General features: G+C 67.2%; 13 protein-coding genes and 1 riboswitch. Of the genes, 5 read left to right on the top strand and 8 right to left on the bottom strand.

Annotation, left to right across the window (positions count from 1 at the left end):
* Positions 1–7: 7 nt before the first annotated feature.
* A riboswitch (guanidine-I (ykkC/yxkD leader) is annotated at positions 8–123 on the bottom strand.
* A gap of 97 nt (positions 124–220) precedes the next feature.
* Positions 221–1159, bottom strand: coding sequence for an NAD-dependent epimerase/dehydratase family protein (locus tag ACFWUU_RS01495; protein ID WP_380171744.1), 939 nt, complete (start codon positions 1157–1159; stop codon positions 221–223).
* Positions 1160–1230: 71 nt separating this feature from the next.
* On the bottom strand, positions 1231–2604 hold the full coding sequence (locus ACFWUU_RS01490; protein ID WP_233714698.1) for a serine hydrolase: 1374 nt from the start codon (positions 2602–2604) through the stop codon (positions 1231–1233).
* A 37-nt stretch (positions 2605–2641) separates the two neighbouring features.
* Here ACFWUU_RS01490 and ACFWUU_RS01485 point away from each other — a divergent pair, with 37 nt between their 5' ends.
* On the top strand, positions 2642–3538 hold the full coding sequence (locus tag ACFWUU_RS01485; RefSeq protein WP_233714699.1) for a diacylglycerol kinase family protein: 897 nt from the start codon (positions 2642–2644) through the stop codon (positions 3536–3538).
* On the opposite strand, the gene sigJ is transcribed toward ACFWUU_RS01485, so the two are convergent.
* Complete coding sequence (gene sigJ, locus ACFWUU_RS01480; RefSeq protein WP_380171742.1) at positions 3512–4372, bottom strand: RNA polymerase sigma factor SigJ; 861 nt, start codon at positions 4370–4372, stop codon at positions 3512–3514. The two genes, ACFWUU_RS01485 and sigJ, sit on opposite strands and share 27 nt — an antisense overlap.
* A 77-nt stretch (positions 4373–4449) precedes the next feature.
* Between sigJ and ACFWUU_RS01475 the strand changes: the two genes are divergently transcribed.
* A complete protein-coding gene (locus tag ACFWUU_RS01475) occupies positions 4450–4818 on the top strand; it encodes a DoxX family protein (protein WP_380171740.1) in 369 nt (122 codons plus the stop codon).
* Here the strand turns inward: ACFWUU_RS01475 and pulA are convergent.
* From pulA to ACFWUU_RS01450, 5 genes are all read right to left on the bottom strand, one after another.
* Complete coding sequence (gene pulA / locus ACFWUU_RS01470; protein WP_380171738.1) at positions 4815–10466, bottom strand: pullulanase-type alpha-1,6-glucosidase; 5652 nt, start codon at positions 10464–10466, stop codon at positions 4815–4817. The two genes, ACFWUU_RS01475 and pulA, sit on opposite strands and share 4 nt — an antisense overlap.
* A 76-nt stretch (positions 10467–10542) precedes the next feature.
* Positions 10543–11265, bottom strand: coding sequence for an NAD-dependent deacetylase (locus ACFWUU_RS01465; protein ID WP_380171735.1), 723 nt, complete (start codon positions 11263–11265; stop codon positions 10543–10545).
* Complete coding sequence (locus tag ACFWUU_RS01460) at positions 11262–11816, bottom strand: GNAT family N-acetyltransferase (RefSeq protein WP_137254414.1); 555 nt, start codon at positions 11814–11816, stop codon at positions 11262–11264. The genes ACFWUU_RS01465 and ACFWUU_RS01460 overlap by 4 nt, the downstream gene beginning before the upstream one ends.
* Before the next feature lie 13 nt (positions 11817–11829).
* On the bottom strand, positions 11830–12042 hold the full coding sequence (locus tag ACFWUU_RS01455; RefSeq protein ID WP_380171732.1) for a sulfurtransferase TusA family protein: 213 nt from the start codon (positions 12040–12042) through the stop codon (positions 11830–11832).
* Entirely contained in the window at positions 12039–13154 is a 1116-nt protein-coding gene (locus ACFWUU_RS01450; protein WP_380171730.1) for a cysteine desulfurase family protein, read from the bottom strand. Before ACFWUU_RS01450 ends, ACFWUU_RS01455 begins: the two co-directional genes overlap by 4 nt.
* Before the next feature lie 258 nt (positions 13155–13412).
* On the opposite strand from ACFWUU_RS01450, the gene coxB reads away from it, so the two are divergent.
* Genes coxB through ACFWUU_RS01435 form a run of 3 tightly spaced genes read left to right on the top strand, consistent with a single transcriptional unit; the run spans position 13413 to position 16461 of the window.
* The gene (gene coxB / locus ACFWUU_RS01445; RefSeq protein WP_380171728.1) at positions 13413–14300 is read left to right on the top strand and encodes a cytochrome c oxidase subunit II; all 888 of its coding nucleotides are present in this window, start codon (positions 13413–13415) and stop codon (positions 14298–14300) included.
* Positions 14297–16069 carry a cytochrome c oxidase subunit I gene (gene ctaD, locus ACFWUU_RS01440; RefSeq protein ID WP_137254417.1) on the top strand — a complete coding sequence of 591 codons (1773 nt, stop codon included), beginning with the start codon at positions 14297–14299 and terminating at the stop codon, positions 16067–16069. The genes coxB and ctaD overlap by 4 nt, the downstream gene beginning before the upstream one ends.
* The gene (locus ACFWUU_RS01435; RefSeq protein WP_130446774.1) at positions 16066–16461 is read left to right on the top strand and encodes a cytochrome c oxidase subunit 4; all 396 of its coding nucleotides are present in this window, start codon (positions 16066–16068) and stop codon (positions 16459–16461) included. The genes ctaD and ACFWUU_RS01435 overlap by 4 nt, the downstream gene beginning before the upstream one ends.
* Positions 16462–16544: the final 83 nt, after the last annotated feature.

Below are 16544 nucleotides of genomic sequence, written 5' to 3'. Positions count from 1 at the left end.
TTTCAAGGCCTCCCGGGCTTTTGTCCCGCCGTGGAACGGCACTCCTGCTGCGAGCGCCGCCTCCCCTCTCGGACCAGTCCTGCTGTCAGCTCGACCAGCAGCGGAACCCTAGGGGCGCCCCGCCGTCCCGGCGGGTCCTTTCCAGTTCAGGGCCCGCCGGTTTCAGCAGTCGTCCTCACTTGTAACGCCGATGTAAAGAAAACCTCTCACTGTTTCCGGCTTACAGACCTTCGCGGAAACCTTCGCGCCAGGACGCGTACCCGGGCTGCCAGCCGAAGGTCTGCTTCGCCAGCGTGTTGTCCGCCCCGCGGATCTCGGTGAACGCGGCGACCCCGACGTCTCCGACCGCGAGCCGACCCAGCCAGGCCGGGATGTGCCGCGGTGCCTTCGCCCCGAGAATGCGAGCGAACTCGGGCAGCCAGACCACCGCCTGCGCCGGGTCGTCGTCGGCGATGTGGAACACCCCGGTCACGTCGCTCTCGACCGCCTTCACCGTCGCCGAGGCCGCATCGTCGTAATGGACGAACGACCAGACGCCGGTACCGTCGCCGATCAGCGGCAGCCGGCGCTTCTGGATCATCTCCACCATCGATCCGCCCTTGCCGATGTCCCCGGTCGGCCCGTAGAAGCTCGCGTACCGGAGCACGACGCCCTCGATCCCGTCGGCGTTCAGGACCGCCGACTCGAGGTGCTTGATCCCAGCCATCGTCTGCTGCTGCGCGGGCACCGGGTTCGGGTCGAGCGGGTCCGCCTCGGTCTTGGCGGCGGATCCGCCGTGCTGCAAGTTCCAGCCGGCGTACGACTGGACGACGAACCGTCGTACGCCGGCAGCCTGGGATGCGGCGAGCAGGTTGTCGGTGCCTTCGGTCCGCAGCCGGTTCGTCATCGCGAAGCTGTCGTCGAAGTGCTTGAAGTCGATCCCGCCCTTGAGCGCGGTCATCTGGTGTACGACGACCTCCGGGCGGACCTTCTCCACCGCCGCACGGACGGCGTCGGCGTCGAGCCCGTCCGCGAGTACGGCGTCCGCCCCGAACGACTGCACGCTGCTCGCGCCGGACTCCGACCGGGTCATCCCGGTCACCTGGTGCCCGGCCGCGATCAGCTGCGGTACCAGCGACCGGCCCAATCCACCGGTCGCGCCTGCTACCAAGACCTTCATGTCATCCTCCGTCGTCTGCTGTTACGACCCGGAGGACACGCGGCGGCCTCAGCTTTGTGACATGACCCGGATCACACCTCGGACGTCAGCGTGAACTCGGTCGGCCCGAACGACACGTTCAGCTCGCCGTCGACGGTCATCGAGTCACCGGCGACCCGACAGGTGAACTTGGCAACGAACGGCGTCTCGACCCACCGCAGCGTGGCCACGAACGCGTCGCCGTCGCCGTACGCGCTGGTGAGGATCCGCCCAGCGCCCGGTGTGGTCTGCTCCTGCCAATCGCCCGGCCCGCAGACGACCTCATGGGATCCGCTCCCGTCGAACTCCTCGAAGCTGAACACCCCGGTCCCGTCCGCCTCGAGCCGTACGCCGGTCAGCCCGGCATCGTTCCGCTCGGTGAACCGATAGGTCCGCCCGTCTCCGCCGACCGGAGCCGAGCCAACCGGCGGCAGCAACTCCAACCGGGCCGGACGCGAGACCTCTGGGACCTCTTTGCCCTCCAGCGCCGGCAGCAGATACTCCCAGACGGTGTTCAGGATCGCCTGCATGTTCGTCGTCGCGCTTGTGATGATCAGCGCGGTGTCGTAGTCCGGGAACACCAGGCAGTACTGTCCGAAGGCGCCGTCGCCGCGGAAGGTGTTGTGCCGCCCGCGCCAGAACTGGAAGCCGTAGCCCTGCTTCCAGTCCGGATTCTCCTCGCTGTCGTTGGGGACCTGCTTCGACGTGGCCGCTTCGTACCACTCGGCGGGGACGAGTTGTTTGCCATCCCACTCGCCGTGCTGCAGCAGGAGCTGCCCGAAGCTGGCCAGCGACTCGGTGTTGATGCTGAGTCCCCAGCCGCCGGTCGTGATGCCCTCCCTGGACACCTGCCAGGTCGCCTCGGTCGCACCGAGCGGCTCGAACAGCCGCGGCCGCAGGTAGTCGAGCAGTCGCTCACCGGTCAGTCGCTGCACGATCGCGGACAGCATGTACGTCGCGCCGCTGTTGTAGACGAACACCGTGCCGGGCTCGTGCGCCACCTCGAGGCCGAGGAAGATCTTCACCATCCGGCGGTCGCGGCTGAGTGCCTCGACGGTGTCCTGCGAGTGCCCGGTCGTCATCGTCAGCAGGTGCCGGATCTTCATGGCGGCCAGGTTGTCGCTGACCGTCTCCGGCAGCTCGTCCGCCTCGAAGAACGAGATCACCTGGTCGTCCAGCGAGAGCAGGCCCGCGTCGATCGCCAGCCCGACACCGGTCGAGGTGAAGCTCTTCGACACCGAGAACAGCAGATGCGGATCCTCGAGCCGGTATGGCGCCCAGGCCTCCTCGAGCACGACCTGGCCGTGCCGCAGCAGCATGATGGTCTGGATCTCCGGCTCCCCGGCGTCGAGCGCTCCGACAAAACTGTCGAGCGCCGCGGCGGACAACCCCTGGGCTTCTGGCGTACTCCGTGGAAGTCTGCTCACGCCGAGCACGCTATCTCTACGAACGGACAAAAATAAGGTGAGTCCTGACAGGCGGGCAGCCGTCATCGTGAATCCCGTCAAGGTCGACGTCGACCCGTTCCGTCGTACCGTCGAGACCGCGCTGACCGAACGGGGGTACGGCGCCCCGCTGTGGCTGGAGACGACCGAGGACGACGCCGGGGTCGGGATGGCCCGGCAGGCGATCGAGGAGAAGGTCGATCTGGTGCTGGTCGCGGGTGGCGACGGCACGGTCCGGGTGGTGTGCGCGGAGCTGGCCGGGACCACGATCCCGGCCGCTGTACTGCCGGGCGGGACCGGGAACCTGCTGGCCCGCAACCTCGGCATCTCGCTGGAGATGGACGACGCGCTGAACGAGCTCCTCGACGGGTCGGACCAGCGGATCGACAGCGTGCAGATCAAGGGTGACCAGCTGCCGGACGACCGGTTCGTGGTGATGGCCGGCCTCGGTCTGGACGCCGCGATCATCGAGGACGCACCCGACGACCTCAAGAAGCGGGTCGGCTGGGCGGCGTACGTCGTCTCCACGGTGAAGAATCTGAACCACCCGTTCGTCCACGTCGAGATCACGATCGACGACCAGCCGCCGGTACGCCGTCGCGCGCGGACCGTCGTGATCGGCAACGTCGGCACGCTTCAGGCGAACATCCCGCTGTTCCCGGACGCAACACCCGACGACGGCCGGATCGACCTGGTCGTGCTCGCACCGCGCCGGATCAGCCACTGGCCCCGGCTGGCGCTCGGTCTGGTGATCAAGTCCTGGCGCGAACGCGGTGTCGAACGCTTCACCGGCAAACGGATCCAGGTCCGCGCCGACCGTGCCGCACGCCGCGAGCTCGACGGCGACACGATCTCCGAGGGTACGACGCTGGTCGCGGAGGTGGATGCGTCAGCGCTCGTCGTCCGCGTGCCCTGACGGCTGGACGTGCGTCAGCTTCTCGGGGTTGACGACGCCGTGGATCGCGCTGATCCGGCCCTCGACGACCACGAACGACCAGATCGCGACCGTCCGGTTCGACGGGTCGTGGATGCGGAGCGCGGGCTGATTGCCGACGTGCACCGGTTCCGCGCCGAGTTCGGGGAACTTGCCGAACGCGGTGACCACCATCCGCCCGACCGGCAGGGCGCCGTGCAGCGGGTGGGGGAGTCCGATGGCTTTGCCGCCTCCGTCGCCGGTGAACGTCACGTCAGGGGCGAGCAGCTCGACGAGGGCATCGATCTCGCCTTCCTGGGCGGCGGCGGTGAAGCGACGTACGAGCTCGTCCCGTTCGTGCGGTGACGCGTCGAAGCGCGGGCGGTTGTCGGCGATCCGGCGACGGGCGCGGACGGCGAGTTGGCGGCAGTTGGCCGGGGTCTTGCCGAGGATGTCCGCGAGATCGTCGTACGAGTAGCCGAAGACGTCGCCGAGCAGGAACACCGCGCGCTGGTCGGGGGAGAGGCGCTCGAGGACGACCAGGAACGCCGTGGACAGCGAGTCCGAGAGCGCGGCCCGGTCGGCCAGGTCGACGTACTCGTCGACGGCGGGTTCCGGCAGCCAGGGGCCGAAGTACTGCTCCCGTTGCCGGCGTGCCGAGCGCAGCTGGTCGATCGCGAGTCTGGTCGTCACGGTCGTGAGGAAGGCCTTGGGAGAGGCGACCTCGGGCTCGCGATGCAGGCGCAGGTACGCCTCCTGGACGACGTCCTCGGCGTCGCCGAACGTGCCCAGCATCCGGTACGCGATCGACAGCAGCAGCGGTCTGAGTTCCTCCATCACACCTTCACAGACGATCGAGTGCGTCTCCCAGTGACAGTGTCACAGGAGTTGACGGTCGATCGTCTGCAATCAGCATGAACACGATCACCTGGATCTTCACTGGCGTGCTCGCCGTCGTCTTCACGATCTCCGGCGTCCTGAAGTCCACGATGTCGCGCGCCCGCCTGATCGCCACCGGTCAGACCGGCATCGCCCCGTTCCCGATGCCGCTGGTCCGCTTCGTCGCCGTCTGCGAACTCCTGGCGGTAGCCGGCCTCTTCGCCCCGTGGCTCACCGACACCGCCCGCGTCCTCACCCCGCTGGCCGCCGTCGGCCTGGTCTTCGTGATGATCGGCGCAGCGACCTCCCACTCGTCACTCCGCGAACCCCGCTCGACGGCCGCCAACACCATCTTCCTGGCGCTGGCGGCCTTCGTAGCTGCTTCTCGCTTCGCGGGGCTCTAACGCTGAACCAGTACGGCGACGGTCCGCGGTGGGACTGTTGCCGTGCCGGTGGTCGCGTTCCAGGTGGTCTGCTTGACGACCGAGTCCGACCCGCCGGCCTGCACCGGCGAGAGCGACAGGTTGGCGCCGGTCAGGCCTGGCACCTGCTGGGACACCGCAGACCCTGTGCTGTTGAAGACGACCACTACGCCCTTCAGCGCCGGGTCGACATTCGGTCCTACCGTGTCGTCGATTCGCATCGTGATTACGCCAGGCGTCGCACCACTCACCGGGAAGCTGAGCTTCTGGTTGATGAGATCGGCGGTGCCGAGCCGGAACAGCGGCGTCGAGAACCGGAGCTTCAACAGATCCGCTGCGGCAGCCGAGGCCGTCGACACATCGGCCGCAGTCGGCTTCAGCGCTGGGTTGGCGAGGAGCGGCTTCATGTACGGCCACTTGGCCTCGTTGTCGGGCTTCGGTGGGAGGCCGTGGCCGAAGCCGTTGTCGGCGCCGGTCCAGTCGAGGGTGTTGAACCAGTCGCCGGAGTCGTACGAGTTGCGGTCCAGCGACTTGCTGCGCAGCAGGTCCGCGCCCGCGTGCCAGAACGACGGTGTCTGCGCCAGCGCGGTCGTTGCCAGCGACAACGTGTTCATCCGGATCCGATCCGGCATCGGCAGGTCGGTCGGCAGCTTGTACGTCAGCGTGTCCCACAACGTTTCGTTGTCATGGGCATCGACATAGCTGATCACCTCGTCCGGCTGATCGGCGTACCCGGCCGGCGAGCCGTTGTAGTCGACACCGTCGCCGCGCACCGTCGTACCCGACTCGACGGAGCGGAAGGTGAACGAGCGCAGGTTGCCGGCCAGGCCGAGCTGGACCAGGTCGGTGTCGTGGGCCAGCCGCTTCGCCCGGTCGTCCGGTGTGCCGTTGATCGGGTCGCCGTTCGGGTCGCTCGCCTCACCGGAGCCGAAGCCCTGGATCCGCGGGTTGTCGTCGAACGGGCCGCCGCCGCGGACCGCGTCGCGCATCCGGTCGGAGAACGTGCCGATCCCGGTGCCGCCGAGGTTGCCCTGCCGGGCCTGGACGAACAGCGCGTCGTTCGCGACCTCGCCGAAGTTCCAGCCCTCGCCGTACAGATAGATCGACTTGCCGTCGACACCGTCCTTGGCGAGTGTCAGCTTGTCGAGCGCGGCCCGGACCTTCAGCATGTTCGCCTTGCTGTGGTGACCCATCAGGTCGTAGCGGAAGCCGTCGACGTGGTAGTTGCGGGCCCAGCTGACGGTGCCGTCGACCATGATCTTCTCGGCCATCGCGTGTTCGGTGGCGATGTTGCTGCAGCAGGTCGAGTTCTCGACCTTGCCGGTCGCGTTCAGCCGCTGGTAGTACCCGGGCACGATCTGGTCGAGGACCGACGTCGGCGCCTCACCGGCCGCAGGCGTGTGGTTGTAGACCTGGTCGAGTACGACGCGCAGCCCGGACTTGTGCAGCCCGCCGACCATCGTGCGGAACTCCGAGACCCGTGCGAGCCCGTCCTTCTGGGTCGCGTACGAACCCTCCGGCGCGAGCCAGTGGTACGGGTCGTAACCCCAGTTGAACCCGTCCTTCGCAGCGACGGCCGTCACGCACGCCTGCTGCTGGTCGGAGTCCGGCGGCAACGCCTTCAGATCACAGGCCGGGGTCTGCTGCCCGGTCTCGGGGATCGACGCGATGTCGAAGGTCGGCAAGAGGTGGACCGTGTTCAGGCCCGCCTTCGCCAGCGCTTGCAGATGCTTCGTCCCGTCACCTTGGTCCGCGAACGCCAGATACGTACCGCGATGCCCGGCCGGCACCGTGCTGTCGTTGATGGAGAAGTCGCGCACGTGCAGCTCGTAGATCGTCGAGTCGACGCCCCGCGCGAGCTTCGGCGACGGCGTCTTCGTCCACAACGCCGGCTGCCCGGCCGGGTCATTCAGATCGGCTGCAACGGAGTACGTCGAGTCTGTGGTCAACGCGACCGAATACGGATCGGTGACGACATTCGTCTCCACCTTGCCGGTGCTCGGCGCGTAGACCTTGACCTCGAAGCGGTACGACGCGTTCTTCCACGAGCGCGATCCGGTGACCGCCCAGGAGCCGTCATCGTTGCGCTTCATCGGGACAGCCGCCGAGCCGACCAGGAGCCGCACGCTCTGCGCCGTAGGCGCCCACAGCGTGAAGGTCGGCACCCCCGCCTTCCAGGTGACGCCGTACGAGCGGTTCGCGGCGCTCCCGTAGACGTCGTCGAGCACACCGGGTATCTGCACACCTGTTGCGTCCAGCAACCGGCCGGCGTCGTCGTACTGCGCCAGTCCGAGCTGCCCGGTCAGGATCTTGCGGGCGTCGGCGTTGTCCAGCCGGAGCGTCGTGTAGCCAGGCTTCACGATCTTGGAGTCGTACCGGAGGCCCCTCGACACTCCACCGATGTCGTCCGCGTCGATCTTCAACGAGGCTGTGTCGGACCAGTGCAGCCGCCAGCGGTACCGCTCCGGGTGGGCGACGGCCGGTACGGCGAGCGTGTTGCGGTCGAGCCAGTACGCCTTCGCCTGGCTCAGGTCCGGCGTCGCACCCGGCTTGGACGTCGTCACTGTGAACTGGTGCGTCGCGAGCACGTACGAGAACGTGACCACGAGCCCGTCACTCGGCACCGAGACCGGCACGTTGTTGGCCGGGTAGCTCTCGTCCCAGGACAGGTTGTGCGCGACCTTCGCCTCATAGTTGCCCGCTCCCAACTCACTGGTGGACCAGGTGTACGTCCCGTCCCCGTCCTCGTCGGTCAACCAGGGTCGCATGCAGGACGGGTCCCAGTCGGCCGGACAGCCCAGCTCGGACTGGAACGACCCGGGCACGGTGATGATCGGCCCCTGCGCGCTGGAGGTGACGTAGTGCCGCCCGTGCTCGTAGTAGAAGGTGACTGGTCCGCTGGGGCCGGTGTAGGAGATGTTCGCGCCGTTCGCGACCCCGCCGGCGCCGTAGTTCTCGTCCCAGGTCTTGTTGATCGCCGCCTTGTAGGCGTGCTCACCGGCCAGGTTCGGGTACGTGCCCTTCCACACCTTGTCCTTCGGGTCGAGCGTCAGCTGGGCCTGGTCGCAGTCCGGCGCCCAGTCCGCCGTACAGCCCATCTCGCTGTTGTGGTCACCCGGCACGCTGACGTTCGCCGGCTGCACGACGGGACCGGTGCCGCCACCGCCACCAGCTGCTGCAGGGGCATCGCCCACGACGCCGTACGACCCGGACACCGAGTAGTTGCCCGCGGCATCCCGCAGTACGGCGCGGTACTCGAGCAGAGTGCCCTTAGCCAGCCCGGACACGTCCTGGTAGACCCGGTACGGCGCGTTGTCGTCCGCGCCGAGCCGCTTCCACGCCGTCGTACCCACCGGGCGGTAGCCGAAGGTCACGGTGACCGGAGTGTTCGCCGGAACCGCAGCCGCGATCTCAGCGCGCCCACCGACCGTCGCACCGAGCTCCGGCGAGCTCATGTAGACGGCAGGGGCCTTGGCGGGCTTCGGGACCTTCGTCTGGGCCTGGTAGACCGTGACGGACAGCGGAGCCTGGCTGAGGACCACACGGCCTTCACGGTCGGTCTTCACCGACTTGGAGCCGCCGTAGACCGGCTTGAGCCAGGTGTCCGGCCCGTACGTCGGCACCGTCGCGGACGCCGCCGTCTTCGAGTTGTTCGAGACCACCAGGTACTCGACGTTGTCGCTGCCGAGCCGGCTGAACGCGTAGAGCCCGTTGGTGTTGGAGGAGTACCGGTGCACCTGCCGACCGTCCGACAGCGCCGGGTACTTCGCCCGCAGCTTCGCCAGCGCCGCGATGTGCTTGTACATCGGCGAGTTGACGTCGTACCGGTCCTTGTTGCCGATCGTCGTCGTACCGCTGCCGTCGACGACCTCGTCGTCCGCGTAGTCTGCGGTCTTGGTCGCGAACATGTCCTGCCGCGCGTCCTTGTCGCCGCCCGGACCGGTGAAGCCCTGCTCGTCGCCGTAGTAGATGACCGGGTTGCCGCGCGTCAGGTACATCAGGGAGTGCGCGAGCTCGTCCCGCTGCAGGAGTTCCTGGCCGTTCGCGCCGCCCTGCTTGAGGAACATGCCGACGCGGCCCATGTCGTGGTTGCCGAGGAACGTCGGCAGCTCGTACGCGTTCGAATCCGCGTCGGTGTAGTAGTCGTCGTCGGCGTAGAAGTCCCGCAGCTTGGTACTCGGATCACCCTTCGCGTAGGCGACCGCGTTCTGCTGGAACCCGAAGTCGAGCGTCGCCTGCAGATCGCCCTTGGTGGTGTACGTCGACATGAACTGCGGGTTCGCGTCGAAGACCTCGCCGAACATGAAGAAGTTCTTCGACCCGGCGCTCTTGGCCGCGGCCAGGATCTGCGGGGAGAACTTCTGCCAGAACTCGATGTTGACGTGCTTGACCGTGTCGATCCGGAACCCGTCGATCCCGAACTCGGCCCAGGTCTTGTAGACGTCGATCATCCCGTCGCGGACCTTCGGCTGCTCGGTGAACAGGTCGTCCAGCCCGACGAAGTCGCCGTACTCCGCGCTCTCACCGGCGAAGGTGGAATCGCCGCGGTTGTGGTACAGCGTCGGGTCGTTCAGCCAGGCCGGCACCTTGACGCTCGCGTCGGCCGGAGTCCGGAACACCGGCACGTTCGGGAAGCTCGTCTGCGCGTCCAGCGGCGGGAACGTGTCGCCGCCGGCGTACTGCTTGTCGTCGAAAACGTTGCCCTGAGCATCCTTGTACGGCGACGTCGACTTCGGGATGTACCCGTAGTTGTGGGACTGGTAGTCGATCACGTCCGCGGTGTGGTTGGTGATGATGTCGAAGAAGACCTTCATCCCCTTCTTGTGCGCGAGCGTGATCAGCTGCTTCATGTCGGCGTTGTTGCCGAGGTGCGGATCGATCTGGGTGAAGTCGGTGATCCAGTACCCGTGGTACCCGGCGCTCACGTTCGCGCCCTCGCCCTGCACCGGCCGGTTCTTGAACGACGGTGTCAGCCAGATCGACGTCGTACCCAGCGACTTGATGTAGTCGAGCTTCTGCATCACACCGGCCAGGTCGCCGCCGTGGTAGAAGCCCTTGTCGGTCGGGTCCAGCCCGGTCTGCAGGCGATCGCCCGTCAGCCCGCCCGCGTCGTTGGACTTGTCGCCGTTGGCGAAGCGGTCCGCCATCAGGAAGTAGAACCGCTCCTTGGTGAGATCCGGTCGCAAGCTCGGCGTGGCGAGCGTCTTGTCCGCGGCGGTCACCGTCGACCCGGCCAGGTCGACCGGCTTCACCGTCACAAGGTGACTGGTGTCGTCGTAACTGAACTGCAGCTTGGCCGGTCCCTGGATGCTCAATGGGATGTTCTGCCCGTTCAGCACACCGCCCGCGCCGTAGTTCTCGTCCCAGCCCTTGTTGATCGTGACCTTGTACTCGTACGTCCCGGCCGGCACGTCGAACACCTTCGTGTACGGCGCACCCGCCCCGAGGCTGGTCGCGTCACAGCCTGGATCCCAGTCCGCCGGACAACCCAGCTCGCTCTGCAACGAGCCGGCGAGCGTCACCACGCGGTCCGCGGCGACCTGCGCCGGTGCCGGTGACGCCGTACCCAAACCCAGCACAACGACTGCGGCCGCGGTGACCCCTGCCGTCCAACGCCTGAACCCGCGCATCACGGTTCCCCTCCCGCCGACTCACCCTTGGGCCGGACGCTAACCCGCGGCTTTTACCGTGAGGAGGGCTCGAATGTCACGGTAAGGTCACGAGGTCCGGCAGGGTGGTCTCGATCGGGGTCCGGAGCACAGTCGTGGCCTGTTCGTCGTACGGCGTTGGCTGGGCGTTCACGACGATCAGTGGCTTCCCGGCGTTCAGAGCGAGGTCGCAGAGACCGGCGGCCGGATAGACCTGCAGCGACGTGCCGACGGCCAGGAGCAGGTCGGCGGCCTCGGTGGCGGCGACGGCCCGGTCCAGTACGTCGCGGTCGAGCGACTGGCCGAAGGAGACGGTCGCCGACTTGAGGATGCCGCCGCAGACCTCACAGGCCGGGTCCTCGTCACCCGACTCGAGTCGGGTGAGTACGTCGGCCATCGGGATCCGCCGGCCGCACTGGAGGCAGTCGACGTACCAGACCGTCCCGTGCAGCTCGTGGACGAGGGACGGCGACGATCCGGCCTTCCGGTGCAGCCCGTCGACGTTCTGGGTAGCCAGGCCGGTCAGGCGGCCCTGCCGTTCCAGCTCGACCAGTGCGAGGTGGCCCGGGTTCGGCTCGGCCGTCCACGCCGGTACGGCCAGACGGTGCTTCCAGGTCGCCACCCGGACCTCGCGACTGCCGACGTACTCGTCGATGTCGAACATCGCCTCCGCGGCCGGGTTCTTCGTCCACACACCCTGTGGCCCCCGGAAGTCGGGGATGCCGGAGGCGGTCGAGATCCCGGCTCCCGTCAGTACGGCGATGCGTTCGGCGTCGATCACACCTTTGACGGTATCCACTCCGACGCCAGTATCGACATCACGATCTCGTCAACCCACTTGCCCTCCCAGAGCAGTGCGTCCCGCAGTACACCCTCGACCTTGAAGCCGGCCTTCTCGTAGGCGCGCTGGGCCCGCGGGTTGAACGCGTAGACGCCGAGGCTGATCCGGTGCAGCCCGATCTGACCGATTCCGTAGCCGATGATCAGCCGGGTCGCCTCGGTGCCGAGCCCGCGGCCCTGGCCGGCCGGGCCGATCAGGATCCGGAAGTTGCAGCACTTGTTGTCCCGGTCCCAGTCGTTCAGCACGGCCTCGCCCACGACCTGCCCGGAGGCCCGGTCGACGATGGCCAGGTCGAGCCGGTCGGTCTGGTCCTTCCGGGTGCGCATCCACTCCCGGGCTTGCTCCTCGCTGATCTCCTGGTGGCTCCCGGTCAGCCGGGTCACGTCCGGGTCGGCCATCGCGGCGGCCAGCGCTTCGTAGTCACCCTCGTCCAGCGGTCTCAGTACGACGAGATCGCCGGTCAGCGTGGGTTTGTACGCGAAGTCGGTCACCCCACCGAGTCTGTCAGCTGACGCGCCGGACGACGTAACGTTTTTGGGCCGCTTCCACGAGGTCCTGCGAACGCATCCGGCACCAGGCCGGGATGTCGACGGCCGCGGCCGGGTCATCGGCCAGGACGGTGACTGTTTCGCCGATGGCAACAGTCGGTAGCGCCTTGGCCAATTTGATCACCGGGAGTGGACACAGCAGGCCGCGGCAGTCCAGCTCGACGTTCACATCCCCACCTCCGCCCGGATCCGCTGCACGATGCCCGGCAGGACCTGGCAGAAGCGGTCGACGTCGTCGTACGTGGTCTCACGGCTCAACGACACCCGGACGTTGCCGTGGGTCAGTACGCCCATCGCGGCGAGGACATGCGAGGGCTTGAGGGTGCTCGACGTACAGGCGGAGCCGCTGGAGACCGCGAAGCCCTCCGCATCCAGTGCGGTCACCAGGGCCTCGCCGTCGACGTACAGACAAGAGAACGTGAGGATGTGCGGCAGACGGTCGTCCGGATCGCCCACCACCTCCACATCAGGCACGTCGGCCGGCACGCGCCGCCGTACCTCGTCGATCCAGGCCCGGTGCTGCTTGTTGAGCTCCTCGGCCTCACTGAGCCGGGCCTGCAGCGCGGCCGCTGCAGCCAGCGTGTTGGGTACGTCGGGGAAGCCGGGGGAGAGCCCGTCCTCGCGCTCGTCCATCGGCCACGCCGGCGCGATCCGCGTCCCCTTCCGCACCGCCAGCAGCCCGACGCCGGCTGGTCCACCCCACTTGTGCGCGCTGGCCGTCAGTACCGACCAGCCCTCAGGCACGGGGTCATGGCCAACCGACGCGGACGCGTCAACAAACAGCGGCACGTCCTGGCAGTCCTGGGCGATCGCAGCGATTGGTTGCCTAGTACCTACTTCGTGGTTGGCCGACTGGACAGCAGCCACGGCGACACCAGGCCGCCGTACTGCGTCCGCGAACGCCTCTTGATCAACCCGGCCGCGGATGTCCACGCCGACTTCCACACCCTCGTCCCCAGCGCTGTGGAGAACGGCGGAGTGCTCGACGGCCGTGTGGACAACCTGTGTGCCGACCCGCCGGCGCGCGGCTCGTACGGCGGACAGCCCGGCCTGGATCGCCGTCGTACCGGAAGTCGTCAGGTAGAGCTCGTCCGGGCGTACGCCGATCGCGTCCGCGAGGACGGCACGGGCGTTGTCCAGCAGCAGCCGGGCGGTCCGTCCTTCGTGGTGCAGACGCACCGGATCGGCCCATCCGGAATCCACTGCCGACAGCAACATTTCCCGTGCTGCCGGGTGCATCGGCTCCGCCGACGCGGCATCCAGATACCCACGCTCGCTCACACGGGAAACGCTAGAGCATGTCGACCCCTCCGACGCCGTCGCGAGGAGGTGCTCGGTGGAGTGGCTCGGTGTGCTGGAGCGAAGGTCTCGATGCGGAGCATCGTGGCCTTTGCTCCAGTGCAGCGAGACGCCCACCGAGCGCCCCGCAGCAGGCGTCGGAGGGGTCGACATGCTCTTGGCCCTACCTATGCGCAGAGACGCGAAAGGTGTCCAGTAGTGTTTGGTCGTCAGTCTCACTTGGGAAGGGAAAGGCGCCCCGTGGGTTCGAACGGCACGCCCGGAGTGGAGGAGCGACCGGCAGGTTCTGCCGGCGCCACACGACCGGCGAAGCGTCGCCTGCTGGTCGGCAGTGCAGTGGTGCTCGGCACCCTCCTGCTGACCGGTTGCTCGACGGCGACCACTGAGCAGTGGAAACGACTCGGTCTCCCCGAGGGCGCATCCGACCGGACCGAAGCGGTCCGAAGCCTGTGGATCGGCGCGTGGATCGCCGCGCTGATCGTCGGCGTGATGGTCTGGGGCCTCATCCTCTGGGTCTCGGTCCGGTACCGCAAGCGCAACGACGACGCACCCCGGCAGGTGCGGTACAACCTGCCGCTCGAGGTGCTCTACACGCTGGCGCCGTTCGCGATCATCGGCGTGCTCTTCTTCTACACCGTGGAGCACGGCAACAAGATCACCGCGATGTCGGGCGACCCGCAGCACACCGTGAACGTCGTCGGCCAGCAGTGGCAGTGGACCTTCAACTACAAGGACACGGTCGACGGGCAGCAGGGTGTCTGGGAGACCGGCACGATGGACCGGCCGGCCACCCTGTGGCTGCCGGTGAACGAGTCGGTCCACTTCGACCTGACCTCGCCGGACGTGATCCACTCGTTCTGGGTGCCGTCGTTCTACTTCAAGCTCGACGTGATCCCGGGCCGGACCAACAAGTTCGAGCTGACCCCGACCAAGATCGGCACGTTCGAGGGCAAGTGCGCGGAGCTCTGCGGGCTCTACCACAGCCGGATGGTCTTCAGCGTCAAGGTCGTCAGTCGCGACGACTACGACTCACACCTCCGTGAGCTGGCCGCCAGGGGCCAGACCGGCGCCGCCACCGGAGGCTCCGACGCCACCACCATTCCCGGCACAGGAGAGGGCGAGAAGTGACCGACTTCGCCGAGCGCACCGGCGCCATCGGTACCACCACCGCGATTCCGCGGCAGCGCACCAAGGGTCAGATCCTGGTCAAGTGGATCACCACGACCGACCACAAGCTGATCGGGCACATGTACCTGATCACGTCGTTCGCGTTCTTCCTGATCGGCGGCGTGATGGCGCTGATCATCCGCGCCGAGCTGGCCAAGCCGGGCCTGCAGATCGTGAACGAAGAGGTCTACAACCAGCTCTTCACCATGCACGGCACGATCATGCTGCTGCTGTTCGCGACCCCGCTGTTCGTCGGCTTCGCGAACGAGATCATGCCGATCCAGATCGGCGCACCTGACGTCGCGTTCCCACGACTGAACATGTTCAGCTACTGGCTGTTCCTGTTCGGCGGTCTGATCACGGTCAGCGGCTTCTTCACCCCGGGCGGCGCGGCCGACTTCGGCTGGTTCGCCTACGCCCCGCTGTCCAACGCGGTCCGCTCGCCGGGTATCGGCGGCGACCTGTGGATCATGGGCCTGTGGATGGCCGGTCTCGGCACCATCCTCGGTGCGGTCAACTTCGTGACGACGATCATCACGATGCGGGCGCCCGGCATGACGATGTTCCGGATGCCGATCTTCACCTGGAACATCCTGGTCACGTCGATCCTGGTCCTGATCGCGTTCCCGATCCTGGCCGGCGCGCTGCTCGTGCTCGAGGCGGACAGAGCCTTGGGAGCCCATGTGTTCGATGCCGCGAACGGGGGGCCACTGCTGTGGCAACACCTGTTCTGGTTCTTCGGACATCCAGAGGTGTACATCATCGCGCTGCCGTTCTTCGGCATCATCACCGAGATCCTCCCGGTCTTCAGCCGCAAGCCGGTCTTCGGCTACATCGGCCTGGTCAGCGCGACGCTGGGTATCGCGGTCCTCTCGGTGGCGGTCTGGGCGCACCACATGTTCGTCACAGGCGCGGTGAACCTGCCGTTCTTCTCGTTCATGACGTTCCTGATCGCCGTACCGACCGGCGTGAAGTTCTTCAACTGGATAGGCACGATCTGGGGCGGATCGGTGTCGTTCGACACCCCGATGCTCTGGGCCGTCGGCTTCCTGACGACCTTCCTCTTCGGCGGCCTGACCGGCATCATCCTGGCCTCGCCGGCCCTGGACTACCAGCTCTCCGACTCGTACTTCGTGGTCGCGCACTTCCACTACGTCGTCTTCGGCACCGTGGTGTTCGCGATGTTCGCCGGGTTCTACTACTGGTGGCCGAAGTTCACCGGCCGGATGCTGAACGAGCGACTCGGCAAGCTGCATTTCTGGCTGCTGTTCATCGGCTTCCACACGACGTTCCTGGTGCAGCACTGGCTGGGCGTCGAGGGCATGCCGCGCCGGTACGCCGACTACAAGGCGAGCGAGGGCTTCACCACGCTGAACGAGGTCTCCAGCGTCGGCGCCTTCATCCTGGGCATGTCGATGCTCCCGTTCTTCTACAACGTGTACAAGTCGCGGAAGTCGCCCAAGGTCGGCGTCGACGACCCGTGGGGCTGGGGCCGTTCGCTCGAGTGGGCGACCAGCTCGCCGCCGCCGCGGCACAACTTCGAGAAGCTGCCCCGGATCCGTTCGGAGTCCCCGGCGTTCGACCTGCACCACGCCGAGCTCGCACTGGCGGAGTACCCGGACAACCGGGCCGGCGCCGACAACCTGCTCGACGCGGGTGAGGACCAGGGCCGGGTCGAGCACCTCGAGGAGATCGTCGATAACGAGACCGAGGGGAAGGACAAGGCGTGAAGGTCGAAGCCTGGGTCTTCGGGATCCTGAGCGTTTTCGTCGTGGTCGTCACGCCGATCTACTGGCTGATGTCCAACGACCCCACCGGCACCACCGCGCTGGTGATGACGTTCTTCCTGTCGCTGCTGGTGGCGTTCTACCTGAGCGTCACCGCACGCCGGATGGACGCCCGGCCGGAGGACCGCAAGGAAGCGGAGATCGCGGAAGGAGCCGGTGAGCTCGGCTTCTTCCCGCCGTACTCCTGGTGGCCGCTGTGGTGCGCGCTGACGCTGGCGGTCGTCGTACTCGGCATCGTCTTCGGCTGGTGGCTGTTCATCGCCGGAGTCGGGATCGGCATCGTCACGCTGAGCGGGTTCATCTTCGAGTACTACCGCGGTGACCACGCTCACTGAGTGTGCTGACGCTGCTCGCTAGTTGAGCATCGTACGAAAAACGCCGTCCGGGAACGAACCGGGCGGCGTCTTCGTGCGTCTTT

Origin of the sequence: Kribbella sp. NPDC058693, from assembly GCF_042715335.1 — a bacterium.
In the GTDB taxonomy this organism is placed as follows: domain Bacteria; phylum Actinomycetota; class Actinomycetes; order Propionibacteriales; family Kribbellaceae; genus Kribbella; species Kribbella jiaozuonensis.
The sequence above is the reverse complement of the archived record's forward strand: the minus strand, read 5'-3'. Positions and strand labels throughout refer to the sequence as shown.

Coding starts and splice junctions, on each gene's coding strand:
- ACFWUU_RS01495 (WP_380171744.1), bottom strand. CDS start 1,159: ATGAAGGTCTTGGTAGCAGGCGCGACCGGTGGATTGGGCCGGTCGCTG.
- sigJ (WP_380171742.1), bottom strand. CDS start 4,372: ATGGAGGAACTCAGACCGCTGCTGCTGTCGATCGCGTACCGGATGCTG.
- ACFWUU_RS01475 (WP_380171740.1), top strand. CDS start 4,450: ATGAACACGATCACCTGGATCTTCACTGGCGTGCTCGCCGTCGTCTTC.
- pulA (WP_380171738.1), bottom strand. CDS start 10,466: ATGCGCGGGTTCAGGCGTTGGACGGCAGGGGTCACCGCGGCCGCAGTC.